The sequence below is a fragment of the Halomonas sp. DP8Y7-1 genome (assembly GCF_019801685.1).
Lineage (GTDB): Bacteria > Pseudomonadota > Gammaproteobacteria > Pseudomonadales > Halomonadaceae > Halomonas > Halomonas litopenaei_A.
The window spans coordinates 1-12,554 of sequence record NZ_JAHVIN010000012.1; the positions used below are offsets into that span (position 1 = coordinate 1).

Below are 12,554 nucleotides of genomic sequence, written 5' to 3' on the forward strand. Positions count from 1 at the left end.
CTTTGCCAGCATTGATATACATTGCCTTTTTTCGCCTGACGACCATAGCGAGTGGGAACCACCTGATCCCTTGCCGAACTCAGAAGTGAAACCGCTCAGCGCCGATGGTAGTGTGGGGTCTCCCCATGCGAGAGTAGGTCATCGTCAGGCATTTATTCAGAAGAACCCCGATTATCGAGAGATGGTCGGGGTTTCTTAATTTAAAAAGCCGCATGCATGGGTTCTTGATACGTTCAGCCGCTCTTTAATTGTGGGGCCACGCCGAATACCCCCTCGGCGCGGTCCGGCCCGGCTCTTCTCAAGGGCAGGCTCGTGACGTTCGCCACCCCTTGCAGCTTCGCTGCAGCCCTTGCAAAGAGCTCCAGGGTGGCTCACCCCCATGCGACTCCCCTGTAGGGAACAGGGGAGAACCGCCGCAGTCGGGCCCTGAGGAACGAAGGGCGAGTCTCAGGGATGAGGCGAGTAGAGACATTGCTATCTAAGCGTCATCGTCAGGCATTTATTCAGAAGAACCCCGATTATCGAGAGATGGTCAGGGGGTCTCAACTTAAAAAAGCCGCATGGATGGGCTCTTGATACATTCAGCCCGCTCTTTATTTGTGGGGCCGCACCGATAACCCCCTCGGCACGGGCCGGCCTGACTCTTCTCAAGGGCGGGCTCGTGACGTTCGCCACCCCTTGCAGCTTCGCTGCAAAAGCTTGGGGTGACTCACCCCCATGCGACTCCCCAGTAGGGAACAGGGGAGAACCGCCGCAGGCGGGCCCTGAGGAACGAAGGGCGAGTCTCAGGGATGAGGCGAGTAGAGACATTGCTATCTAAGCGTTATCGTCAGGCGTTTATTTAGAAGAAGCCCAATTTCGAAAGGAGTTGGGCTTTCTTTATTTAAAGAGCCGCATGCATGGACTCTCTATACGTTCAGCCGTGTGCTACACGTGGGCGCGCTTAAGCACTATCCGCTGCGCTCCAGTTCGTCGTGATGAGGGGCTGGGCGTCTATGTCCTGTCGTTAGCGCAGCGATCACGGGAGATCCACCCAAAAGGGCATTGTGGAAATGTGTCGACCTATTCGATAGTAGAGCGAACAGGGATGGGCCTCGCGGCTTTTCTCTACTGGATCATCAGGGGCACGAGTGCCCCGGCAGGGAGGCGAACATGCTGGAAACCTTGGGACTTGCGGTATTGATCGGGCTTGGTGGCACTGCGCTACTCGATGTATGGAACCTGCTGCTGAACAGGATGTTGGGTCAGCCGCTACCGCCCTGGCACCTGATCGGCCGCTGGTTCGCCGGCCTGCCGCGAGGTCAGCTGGTTCATCGTCAAGGTATCTCGTCGTCGGCACCTGTCCGAGGGGAGCTGGCCATCGGATGGTGCATGCACTACGTGGTAGGAATCAGTTTCGCGCTGGTACTTCTGCTGATTTGGGGCCTTGAATGGGCCGCTATGCCGACGTTTGGTCCGGCTTTGCTGGTGGGGCTGGTGACCGTTGGGGCCGGCTGGTTCATCCTGCAGCCGGGACTGGGGGTTGGCGTGGCTTGTTCCAATGCACCCAACCCCGGTCTAGCACGCATGAATAATGTGGTAGGTCATGTGGTGTTCGCGCTCGGCATGTATCTGGCGGCGCGACTCTTCACTGCTATCTGAGCGGCGCTCTGATCAGTGATGCAGGGGTGAAGTGTGGCTCCAGGTAGACGGTATTGGCGCTAAGGGGCATGCCTTGCAGCGCTGCAGTGAGTGACGATCGGGTAAGATCCGGCGCTGCCAAGGCTATCGCTTCGCCGAGCAGGATGCCCAGAGCATAGCCTCTTAGGGACTCTGGCCCTTGCTCATGGGCAGCGGCCCAACTGAGTGCTTGCGGATGAGGAATGGCGAGAATCACATCATGACCGTTGGCGGCCAAGGCTGCGGCGTGATTGCCCAGATGACCAAGGCATCCCGCCAAGGTGCGTGGCGTCTGCCGTCGCTCACCGTCTTCCAGCTCTGCCACGATGTCCTCGCTGGTGACCAGCGCAACGTCGGGCGCTGCCGTCACCGGTAATATCATGGTCAGCAGGCGAAAGCGGAACTCATCGCCATCTTGCCCCAGTAGGCCGACCTGCTCGGCGCTGATGCGGCGTACCTCGGCCAAGGCTGCCAGGAGGCAGGCGGTTTTCAGGCGCTCTTTCAACATGGTGTCCAGCTCCACCAGGGTGAACAGGGCGTCCTGTCGTGTGGTCATTTCAATCCGGTGTGACGAAGGACCCTGCTGGTGGTGACGGGAAATGGCGGCGCTAAAGCCGATATCAAGATCGGAGCTGCCGGAGATACCGATCAAGACACGCTGATCGTCTGCAGCCGGAGCGGCATTCGCCGCGTAGCTCGGGTGACTAGGGTGACTCAATAGGGCAACGCACCCTGCCAGAAGCAGGCTTCGAAGGACGGCTCTCAATAGGAAGGTCCTTGTCGCATGTTGTATTAGCAAACCACCAATAGCGTGAGTGATCAAGCCAGGGTGGCCGTCAGCGGGACCCATGCTTGAGCGTTGCGGCCTCTTGCCGCAAGCGTTCCGCCAGGGCGCGAGCCGGCTCGCTCAGTAAGCTGTCTTTGCGAGTGATCAGGCCGAAGGGAGCCAAGGTTCTTGCCAGAGTGAACGGTAGGAGACGGGCCCACCGTGTACTTACTGATGCAGCTGTGCTCAAGATATCATTCGGCGACGATAAGACAGAACCCCAGGTACCAGCCTGGCCACGACTCACCACAATTTCATCGGTGGCGCCTTCGTTGGCTTGTTTGAGCACCTTTAAGTCTTCGACCCAGCCAGCGGGGGATATTCTGCGGCGTATTTTTGGACCGTGGGAGATCGGGCGTCCTCAGTTTTCTATGGCTGAGCCGCTGTTTCTGGCCCTGATGTCCCGTCTTGACGTCCCCGACCCCGACGTCACTTTCCTTGAGCTCTTTGGACCGGGCCATCTCTATCGTTGCTTGTGTTGCTCTATCGTTGCTTGTGTTTCGTTCCCACCACGCTTAGGCATCAATGCTACTGGTCAGTTGCCGTCAGCTCGGTAGACTTCGGCCTCGGCAGGCAGTTGGTTGCAGTTTTCGATCTATGCGTCCATTCTTGTACAAGTTTGGTACATGATGTGGTGCGTCTTGCTACGCACAGTTCGGACCGTGATGTTGCCGGTAATCAGACGCCGCCCACGGCGCGATGCTGGCATCGCTTCAACAAGGAGGAAGAGACCTGTGACCATCTTTGAAGCCCTGCGCGAGAGCCACGATAAACAGCGCCGACTGCTAGAACTGCTGGTGGAGACGGAAGGTAACAGCGAAGGGCGTGACGAGCTGTTCAAGCGACTCAAGGAAGAGCTTGAGAATCATGCCGGTGCGGAAGAGCGAGCGCTGTACGTGCCGATGATGGAATATGACATGACCCAGGAAAAGGCGCGCCATAGCGTGGCCGAGCACCACGAAATCGATGAATTGATCGAAACACTGGAGTCCACGGACTATAGCTCACCAGGCTGGCTGGCCAATGCCAAGAAACTGCAGCATCTGGTCACCCATCATCTGGAAGAAGAAGAGCAGGAGGTCTTTCAGCTGGCAGGTCGTGTGTTTGATGATGCCACCAAGGCCAATCTGGCCGAGGAGTACCATCAGGACATGCAGGATCGCGAGGCAGGATAGCGCGGCCTGTCGGGTCCACAGGACTCGTCTGGTGGGAGAGCGAAAGTACGACAGTACAACAAAGGCGTCGGAGCGAGACTCCGACGCCTTTGTTGTTGAGCGCCGTCTGACGGAGCTTACTGATTCAGTTCCTGTTCGGTGAACAGTTCCGTGAACAGCGCGGAGGTAAGGTAGCGTTCGGCGCTATCCGGCAGTATCACCACGATGTTCTTGCCGGCGAATTCCGGCAGCTTGGCGATACGAGTGGCGGCCGCAACAGCTGCACCGCACGAGATACCGCACAGGATGCCCTCTTCACGCATCAGCCGGTGAGCCATCTCCATGGCATCATCATTGGTGACCGTTTCGATGCGATCCACCAGACTCATGTCCAGGTTGTCCGGGACAAAGCCAGCTCCGATGCCCTGAATCTTGTGGGGGGCAGGAGAGAGGGACTCGCCGTCCCGGGTCTGGGTCAGGATGGGGGAGTCGCTGGGCTCCACCGCCACCGTGGTGATGGCCTTGCCCTGGGTGTTCTTAATATAGCGTGAGACCCCAGTGAGGGTGCCTCCGGTGCCGACACCAGCGACGAAGACGTCGATGGCGCCATCGGTATCCTGCCAGATTTCTGGCCCGGTGGTGGTTTCGTGGATACGCGGGTTGGCCGGATTGGAGAACTGCTGCGGCAGGAAGTAACGCTCGGGGTCCGACTTGGCCAGTTCCTCGGCCTTGGCAATGGCGCCCGGCATGCCCCTGGCAGGATCGGTCAGCACCAGCTCTGCGCCCAGGGCCTTCAGCACCTTGCGGCGCTCCAGACTCATCGAGGCCGGCATGGTCAGCGTCAACGGATAGCCCTTGGCGGCGGCCACGTAGGCCAGGGCAATCCCGGTGTTGCCGCTGGTGGGCTCGATGATGGTCATGCCCGGCTTGAGCACGCCGCGCTCCTCCGCGTCCCAGATCATCGCTGCGCCGATTCGGCACTTGACGCTGTAGGCCGGGTTGCGGCCCTCAATCTTGGCCCAGATGGTAGCGCCTTCATTGACCCGATTCAGTCGTACCAGAGGGGTGTTGCCGATGGCCGTGGCGTTGTCTTCATAGATCCGTGCCATATCAGGGCTCCTTCGCTTGAGGCCCGCCGTCCAGCGCTGTAGCGGAGACCGCCTGTCGCGTGCGGGCTGGGGTGGTCGAGGTATAAGGCGTCTAGGTGTTCTCACTATGCATCAGTATGGCCTCTATCACGAGAGAGCGAGGACTCGCTAACCTTTCAAAGCTATCAGCGCGAGGAAAAGAGCACGCCCGCGCAGGGCGGGCGTGAGGTCGGTGGCGGGAGCCAAGTGCGTGCGCTCACTCACGGTCCCAGCGAACAAAGGCGTCGACCACCTCCTGGGGACGTTCCAGCGGATAGAAATGGCTGGCGTCCAGGTACTCCCAGGTCGCGTGAGGCATGATCCGGGCCAGGGCAACGCCTGAGACGTAGGGGGGCTGGAAGGGATCATGGATCCCCCACAGCAGCATCGCAGGCTTGTTCCACATCACCATCTGGGGGGAGGCTTCAAGGGTCAGGCGATGGTCCATGGCCTTCAAATATTCAATGAAGTGACGCCGGGTGGAGGCGTTCTCTGCATAGTTGCCGTAAAGGTCGTTGAGTATCTCGTCTGTCAGGGTCTCGTCGGGATTCAACAGCCCCGCAGACGCGAAATTCCTGACGATGTCCCGCACATTTTCTTCGTTGAAGATATCTTCCGCCTCATCTGACTTGGCCTTGGCGATAGCCGCGTTGGCCTCAGGGACCGGCCACATGTCCAGCACGGCGGAGTTGCCGATGACGATCTTGCGCACCGCGTTGTGATCTTTCAGCTCAGGATCGGTCACCATGATTTGAGCGATACCACCGCCAAGGTCGTGGCCGAACAGAATATAGGGGCCTGGCATCACCTGATTGGCAAAGGCCGTCATGATCTCTGCCTGGCCCTTGAGGGAATGGTCGGCGTCCATGGGTCCGTCGGTGTAGCTGAGGCCGAGCTGGCCCGGCGCGAACACATGGTAGCCCTGATCTGCCAGCAGCGGACCGACCTTGGAAAACAGCACGCTGTTGAGGGGGATGCCATGGATGAGCATGACAGCAGGATCACCTTCCTGCCCCCACTCCCGATAGGCGACACGGTAGTCGCCCACATCTGCATATTGGCGGCCGGGAATTTCATCGGCCGCGGCGATCTGGGAACCTGCTGCCAGGGGCAGGCAGAGGGCAACAGCAAGAGCGATAGCAGGGATCGTGCGCATCAATTGGCGACTCCTTCAGGGGCTTGGTCTCTTGTGACGCGGGACGAGGTGACGTTGGTCTGCCAGTCCTGAGGGCGTGGGCGGCAGCGTTGGGGCCGCCACTGCCAGCAGTACAGGCGCCGTTCGATGGCACCCGGCTTAAGCAGTCTGGAGCCCTAGCAGAGAGCACCCAGCGAAGGGGTTGTCGGGCACAGTCCAGGTCAAGATCTATCCAAGACAGGTCCGATCCAAGACAGGTCCGATCCAAGACAGCCCCCATCCACGTCAAGAAAAGGCAGTTCATACTCTAGATCAGCGTATGTCGTTTGAGAGTGGGCCTTGCCTATCAGAAGCATGTTTGAGCATAACGTGATGGAAGCAGGCTGATTTCTGCCAAGTGCCAGCTGAGCACAACCGCAACAGGCATGGCGCACTGGCCATCACGAATCAAGGAATCTTGCATATGACCGAGCAATATCAAGCGTCGCCTGGAAAAGGCAGTGTACTGGTGACAGGAGCCTCATCCGGCATCGGCGATGCCATCAGTCGAGCGCTGCTCGAGGAGGGCTTCACCGTCTACGCCGTTGCCAGGCGTACCGAGCGCATGCAGGCATTGGCACAGCAAGGCGCCCACGTCATGGCGCTCGATATCGCCGATGGAGACAGTATTGCCAGGCTGGTAAAGACGCTGAGTGATGACGGAGTGGTACTCGAGGGACTCGTCAATAATGCCGGCTATGGCAGCTATGGGGTGCTGGAAGAAGTCCCCATCGAGGAAGCCCGGCGTCAGTTCGAGGTCAATGTCTTCGGACTGATGGCCTTGACCCAGGCGTTGCTGCCCGGCATGCGCCAGCGTGGCCGTGGTCGCATCGTCAATATCGGTTCCATGGCGGGACGACTATGGATGCCCGTGGGCGGCTGGTATCACGCCACCAAGTTTGCGCTCGAGGCCCTGAGCGATGCGTTGAGGGTCGAGCTGCGACCCTTCGGGATCAAGGTGAGCCTGGTCCAGCCCGGAATGATACGTAGCGAGTGGGCAGACATCGCACGCGCATCCCTGGAGGAGGATACCGCAGGCGCACCCTATGCTCGCATCAAGCGTGGCATGTCCAGGGTGCTGGCCGATCAGCGCCAGGCCGGCGAGCCTGAGCAGATTGCCAGAGTAGTGCTGCACGCGTTGACTTCAGCGCGACCGCGTCGGCGTTACCTGTTGCCGCTGCACGCCAAGATCCTGGTGGGATTGCACTGGTTGCTGCCCACCTGGCTTTACGAACGCTGTGTTCGCGCACTGCTGGCGCGGCAGGGAGCTTCCACGCGAGATCGTCGATCTTAGGAACTCGATTGCCTAACGTCGCTACGTACCGGCACGTGAGGGTGGCATACCCCTGAATGCGACACGCCCCCAGCCGCAAGGTGGGGGCGCGTTTCGTTACGGGCCGACGGTCATGTCAGGCGCCACTCTAAGCGGTTTACAGTCGGCTGGCGGGACGCAGATCGTAGTCGAAGTACTGCTCCATCAGGCGCTCAAAGGTGCCGTCGGCATAGACCTCGTCGAGGGCCTCATTGAAGGTTGCAGCCAGGGCCTCGTCCCGGGGGCGTACGGCGATGGCGTTGCCCCTGCCAAAGATCGACTCCGGTGAATTGATGCGCTCGCCGACTTGGGTGAAGTCGCCGTCTTCCTGCTGGATGGAGAGCGCCTCTATGGCCACCGGGTAGTTGATGAAGGCGAGATCCAGGCGCCCGCTTTCCATATCCAGGGCCACCTCATCGGCGGTGGCGTAGCGCCGGATGTCCAGCACCTCACGATAGCGACCGGTGATGTAGGTGTCCTGGGTGGTGCCGCGCTGCACGCCGACGGTCATGCCCTCGAGGCTTGCCAGGTCTTCGGGATCGACTACGGCGTCTCGGCGAGCCACCCAGACCTTGGGTGACATGGCGTAGGGCTCGCTGAAGCGTACCTGGCGCTCGCGGGCCTCGGTGATGCGCATGGATGACAGGATGGCGTCGTACTTGCGTGCCAGTAGCCCAGGAATGATGCCGTCCCAGCCTTGCACGATCCATTCGCAGTCGAGTTCAGCGCGGCGGCAAAGCTCGTTGCCCAGATCAATTTCGAAGCCGGCGAGTTCACCGTTGGCATCGCGATATTCAAACGGAGGGTAGGGCACATCCACGGCAATGCGCACCTGGCGGGACTCATCGGCGAGGGAGGGGGCTGCCGCCACCATCGCGCAGGTAAGGGCAAGGGGAGACAGCAAATACTTGGAAAATGAACGCATGGAAGACCTTGTGTTGTCGTCGGGGGAGTCTTGATGACGTTGTCGTTATTTGGACCACGGGGGGCTGCTTGCGCCCCCGTGGTCTATCGGGTGTCGGGTGCCGTCCGCGCCGGGGTCAGGCCGGCTGCAGGCGTCGGGAGCGACGGTGGTGGCGTATCGCCAGCACGATGGACAGTGCCGCCAGTAGCAGCAGTCCTAGTGAGATGGGGCGCGTGAAGAACAGCGTCCAGTTCTCATCGGACATCAGTGCCCGGCGCAGGTTGGTCTCGGCGATGGGGCCCAGGATCACACCCAGCACCAGCGGCGCCAGAGGATAGTCGAGCTTGCTCAGCAGGTAGCCGAAGATGCCGACGCCCAACAGCAGGTAGACGTCGGTGACGCGGTTGTTGAGGGCAAAGGCACCGATCACGCAGCACACCAGCACAACCGGAACAATGATCGACTTGGGTACCTCGGTGACGCGCAGGAACCAGCGCATGCTGAACAGGCACACCACGAGCACCATCACGGCGGCCACCAGCATCGCCATGAACATGCCGTAGACCAGGTCGCCATGGTCCATGATCAGCCGGGGGCCGACGCCGATACCATGCACCATCAACGAGGCCATCAGTACGGCGTCCACGGCGCTGCCGGGGATGCCGAGTGCAATCATCGGAATCAGGCCGCCGCCGGAGGTGGCGGAGTTGCCGGATTCCGAGGCGATGACCCCCTCGGGGGTGCCCGTTCCGAAGGCTTCCGGTGTCTTGGAGGCACGCTTGGCCTGGTCGTAGGCGAGCAGGTTGGCGATGCTGCCTCCGGCACCGGGAACAGCACCGATGAAGACGCCGACCAGCGAAGAGCGCAGCAGGTTGATCGGATAGCTGATGGTTTCCTTCAACGCCTTGAGCGGGCTGAAGCTGACGCTCTCCGGCATCAACGCCTTACCGTGCTTGATGCCGTCTGCGTCCTCTACCTCGGACAGCAGCTGGCTGACCGCAAAGATGCCAATCAGCACCACCAGGAAGGGAAAGCCGTTGGCGAGCAGGTCAGAGTCAAAGGTGAAGCGAGCCACGCCCATCATCGGATCGGAGCCGACAGTCGCGATCAACAGCCCCAGTAGACCAGTCATCAGGCCCTTCAGCATGGACTTGCCGACCAGGCTGGCGACCACCGTCATGGCGAAGATGATCAGGGAGAAGTATTCCCAGGCACCGAGCTTGACGGCGATGATCGCCAGCGGCGGGGCGGCGATGATCAACACCACCACGCTGACCAGGGCTCCGAAGAAGGAGGCCCAGATACCCAGTGCCAAGGCACGACCCGGCTCGCCCTTGCGCGCCATGGGGAAGGCGTCGAAGGTGGTCGCAACCGATGACGGCGTGCCGGGAATGCCGAGCAATGCGGCCGAGATCAGACCGCCGCTGTAGCCGCCGACATACACCGCCAGCATGGTGGCCACGCCTTGCAGCGGCTCCATGGTGAAGGTGAGAGGCAGGGTCAGGACGATGGCCATGGTAATGGTGAAGCCGGGAATGGCCGACGCAATCACACCGGCGATGACACCCAGCAGCATGGCGATCATGGTTGAAACGGTAAAAAGCTGATCCATACCGGACAGCAGCGTATCCATCATGAGAAGTTTCCTCGAGACGTCGTTGCCGGTTTAGCCGAACAGGCCGCGGGGCAGGCTGATGACGAAGACGTCACGGAACAGAGTGTCCACGCCTAGCGAAAAGATCACCGCGATCACCACGGCGATGGCCACCGGCTTTGCGGTGCGGGCACCCAGCATCCATTGACCTGCCAGCAGGAAGCCGAAGGACGCGAGACTAAAGCCCAGCCAGGGCAGCGTGATGATGTAGACCGCAAAGAGTCCTAACACGGCAAAGGCCAGTCGATGCCGCCATATCCAGGCGCCGGCCTGGCCACGAGCCGAGGCGGGCTGGGCCATGAAGCGGCGGCCTTCCTTGACGGTAATGGCCAGGTTGAGAGCGACTAGCGCCGCCAGCACCAGACGCGGGAAACTGCCGGACCCCAGTGGCTCCCACATCGAGGAAGGCAGGTCACGGGCCTGCACATAGAGACCGGTGAACAGCGCCGCCAACCCCAGGTTCAGAAGCACGTGGGCCAGGTGTTCGCCACGGCCCTGGGCGACCGGCCCCCCCTGGGGGGAGCCGGCTGATGGAGCGGTTGCAGGGGACAGGGTGTCGTCGTGGGAAGCACTCATCGCGCCAGCTTCCCTGATAGACGCTCGATGGTGGCATCGCTGGTCTCGAGGTATTCGGCGAAGGCGTCGGGGCCTTCAAATACCACGCTGGCGCCAGCGTTGTGCACGGCCTGGGCGAAGGCTTCATCCTGGCTCATGGATTCGAAGGCGGCGGCCAGCACGTCGATACGTTCCTCGGGTGTGCCCTTGGGCGCCAGGATGCCGCGGATGATGTTTAGCTTCAGCTCCGGGTGTCCCAGTTCGGCGAAGGTGGGCACGTCCGGCGCTTCTGGCTGGCGCTCCTCGCTGCCGACGGCCAGGAAGCGCAAGTCACCGTTCTTGACGAATTCGCCGCTGGAAGAGATATCCCCGATGGCGGCATCAATATGACCGCCTACCAGCGCGCGAATGCGAGGGCCGGTGCCTTCGAAGCCGACATAGCGAAACTGCAGGTCCTCGGCTTCCTCCATCATTGCGGCGTGGATATGTGGCACGCCACCCAGGGTCACGCCGAAGCGCACCTCGCCGGGATGTTGCTTGGCGTAGTCGACGAACTCGTCAAAGGTGCTGTAGGGAGCATCGCCGGGCACGGTCAGGTACTGAGGGGACTGAGTGACGGCGGCTACCGCCTCGAAGTCATCGTAGTTAAGAGGTGTGAGGCCGGTGTGGCTGGCGACCATCAGGCCCTCGTGCACCTGCCCGATGGTGTAGCCGTCCGCATCGCGCCGTGAGAGTTCCTTGAGACCGGTAGTCCCGCTGACGCCGGGCATATTGATGACCGGCAGGGGCTGGCCAAGGTAGGTTTCCGCGTGGTTCGCCACCAGCCGCATCAGGGTGTCGCTACCGCCGCCGGGGGACCAGGGCACGATGAACTCGACGGGGTCTTCTGGAAACGCCTCCTGGGCCATGGCCTGGGGGACGATGGCCATGGAAGCAGCTGCCACGGCAAGGGCGAGGGAGGTAGCGCAACGGCGATGTACAGTGGTCATGTTGATGTCCTGAGCAAGTGATCGTTGTTGATGATTGTTGTGAATGAAGCGTCGGTTGTTATGTGTCGTGGTGTTCACGTCTGTCGTCGTCGGCGTGAGCGGATCAGCCCAGCAGCAAGGCCCCGTAGGCGAGGCCGAAACACACCACAAGGGCCGGATGTACCTTGGTCCGAAGTAGCAGGAAGGCGGCCACTGCGGCGATGATGGCCGTGTGCAGCAGGCCTGACGTCGCCATTCCTTCGCGCAGGAAGCTCACCGTCAGGTAGGCCATGAGCACCATGACAACAGGTCGGACCCATTGGCTCATGGACTTGACCTTGATCGAATCTCGGTAGCGATACAGGGTGCCCAGGGCGGCCAGCATCAGCAGCAGCGAGGGGCCAACGGTGGCCAGCACCGCGACAATGGCACCGCCAGCGCCGGCCACGTCGTAGCCGATGTAGCCTGCCATCTTGGTCGCGATGGGGCTGGGCAGGGCATTGCCCAGAGCGAGAGTCTCGGCAAAGGCCTGATGGGTCATCCAGCCGTAGTGGCCGACGACCTCGTTCTCGATCAGCGGGATGATGGCCGGTCCACCGCCATAGCCGACGATGTTGGGAATGAAGAAGGCCAGAAAGAGCTGCCAGTAGATCATGCAGAGGGCCCTCCCTGAGATGCCTTGCGGCTGGCCTCGGGCCGCAGCAGGGCGGCGACGAGAAGGGCGCCGATGACCAGACCTGGATGTACGCCGAGGCCGTAGATCAGCCCGCCGGCGACCCCGCCAAGCACCAGGGTGGCGATAACGCCGAGACCTGCACGAGACTTGTTGAAGAAGTCAAAGGTCAGCTGGGCCATCATCACCATGACCACCGGTACCACCCCGAGGCCCATGCCCTGGACCCAGCGTTGATCGCCGTAGCGACTGTAGAGCCCAAGCAGGGCGATCATCGCGAAGATCACCGGCACGATGACGGCAACCACCGCGTTGATGGCGCCCAGCACGCCACCGACACGGAAGCCGATATAGCCGGCCATCTTGGTGGCAATCGGGCCCGGTAGGGTATTGCCGATCGCCAGCACATCGGCGAAGGCGTCGTCGTCCATCCAGGCGTGGCGCTTTACCACCTCCTGGTGGACCAGTGGGATCATCGACGGTCCACCGCCGAAGCCGAAGATACCGATGCGAAAGAACGCGGCGAACAGTGAGGCGTGTTGTCCCAT

At 61.2% G+C, this 12,554-nt stretch carries 12 protein-coding genes and 1 rRNA gene; 4 read left to right on the forward strand and 9 right to left on the reverse strand.

Annotated elements, in window-relative coordinates; genetic code table 11:
• Nucleotides 1-34: 34 nt before the first annotated feature.
• Together rrf and KUV41_RS14320 are read left to right on the forward strand one after the other, a co-directional pair.
• A 5S ribosomal RNA gene (gene rrf / locus KUV41_RS14315) occupies nucleotides 35-150 on the forward strand.
• 1,002 nt (nucleotides 151-1,152) lie between these two features.
• Nucleotides 1,153-1,641 (forward strand): DUF2938 domain-containing protein, encoded by a 489-nt coding sequence (locus KUV41_RS14320; protein ID WP_222485667.1) that lies wholly within the window; start codon nucleotides 1,153-1,155, stop codon nucleotides 1,639-1,641.
• On the opposite strand, the gene KUV41_RS14325 is transcribed toward KUV41_RS14320, so the two are convergent.
• Complete coding sequence (locus tag KUV41_RS14325) at nucleotides 1,634-2,377, reverse strand: hypothetical protein (protein WP_222486598.1); 744 nt, start codon at nucleotides 2,375-2,377, stop codon at nucleotides 1,634-1,636. The two genes, KUV41_RS14320 and KUV41_RS14325, sit on opposite strands and share 8 nt — an antisense overlap.
• Nucleotides 2,378-3,219: 842 nt before the next feature.
• Between KUV41_RS14325 and KUV41_RS14330 the strand changes: the two genes are divergently transcribed.
• Nucleotides 3,220-3,660 carry a hemerythrin domain-containing protein gene (locus KUV41_RS14330; protein WP_206936877.1) on the forward strand — a complete coding sequence of 147 codons (441 nt, stop codon included), beginning with the start codon at nucleotides 3,220-3,222 and terminating at the stop codon, nucleotides 3,658-3,660.
• Between the two features lie 116 nt (nucleotides 3,661-3,776).
• On the opposite strand, the gene cysK is transcribed toward KUV41_RS14330, so the two are convergent.
• Together cysK and KUV41_RS14340 are read right to left on the reverse strand one after the other, a co-directional pair.
• Nucleotides 3,777-4,748 carry a cysteine synthase A gene (gene cysK, locus KUV41_RS14335; protein WP_206936878.1) on the reverse strand — a complete coding sequence of 324 codons (972 nt, stop codon included), beginning with the start codon at nucleotides 4,746-4,748 and terminating at the stop codon, nucleotides 3,777-3,779.
• A 235-nt stretch (nucleotides 4,749-4,983) separates the two neighbouring features.
• Complete coding sequence (locus tag KUV41_RS14340) at nucleotides 4,984-5,922, reverse strand: alpha/beta fold hydrolase (protein WP_222485663.1); 939 nt, start codon at nucleotides 5,920-5,922, stop codon at nucleotides 4,984-4,986.
• A 442-nt stretch (nucleotides 5,923-6,364) separates the two neighbouring features.
• Between KUV41_RS14340 and KUV41_RS14345 the strand changes: the two genes are divergently transcribed.
• Nucleotides 6,365-7,234 (forward strand): oxidoreductase, encoded by an 870-nt coding sequence (locus tag KUV41_RS14345; protein WP_206936881.1) that lies wholly within the window; start codon nucleotides 6,365-6,367, stop codon nucleotides 7,232-7,234.
• A gap of 136 nt (nucleotides 7,235-7,370) precedes the next feature.
• On the opposite strand, the gene KUV41_RS14350 is transcribed toward KUV41_RS14345, so the two are convergent.
• From KUV41_RS14350 to KUV41_RS14375, 6 genes are all read right to left on the reverse strand, one after another.
• Entirely contained in the window at nucleotides 7,371-8,177 is an 807-nt protein-coding gene (locus tag KUV41_RS14350; protein ID WP_222486599.1) for a transporter substrate-binding domain-containing protein, read from the reverse strand.
• Nucleotides 8,178-8,292: 115 nt separating this feature from the next.
• Nucleotides 8,293-9,792, reverse strand: a complete 1,500-nt coding sequence (locus KUV41_RS14355; RefSeq protein WP_222561535.1) for a tripartite tricarboxylate transporter permease — start codon at nucleotides 9,790-9,792, stop codon at nucleotides 8,293-8,295.
• A 30-nt stretch (nucleotides 9,793-9,822) separates the two neighbouring features.
• The gene (locus KUV41_RS14360) at nucleotides 9,823-10,386 is read right to left on the reverse strand and encodes a tripartite tricarboxylate transporter TctB family protein (protein ID WP_222486600.1); all 564 of its coding nucleotides are present in this window, start codon (nucleotides 10,384-10,386) and stop codon (nucleotides 9,823-9,825) included.
• A complete protein-coding gene (locus KUV41_RS14365; protein WP_206936886.1) occupies nucleotides 10,383-11,354 on the reverse strand; it encodes a Bug family tripartite tricarboxylate transporter substrate binding protein in 972 nt (323 codons plus the stop codon). Before KUV41_RS14365 ends, KUV41_RS14360 begins: the two co-directional genes overlap by 4 nt.
• A 103-nt stretch (nucleotides 11,355-11,457) precedes the next feature.
• Entirely contained in the window at nucleotides 11,458-11,988 is a 531-nt protein-coding gene (locus KUV41_RS14370) for a chromate transporter (protein WP_222162924.1), read from the reverse strand.
• Nucleotides 11,985-12,554, reverse strand: coding sequence for a chromate transporter (locus KUV41_RS14375; RefSeq protein ID WP_206936890.1), 570 nt, complete (start codon nucleotides 12,552-12,554; stop codon nucleotides 11,985-11,987). The genes KUV41_RS14370 and KUV41_RS14375 overlap by 4 nt, the downstream gene beginning before the upstream one ends.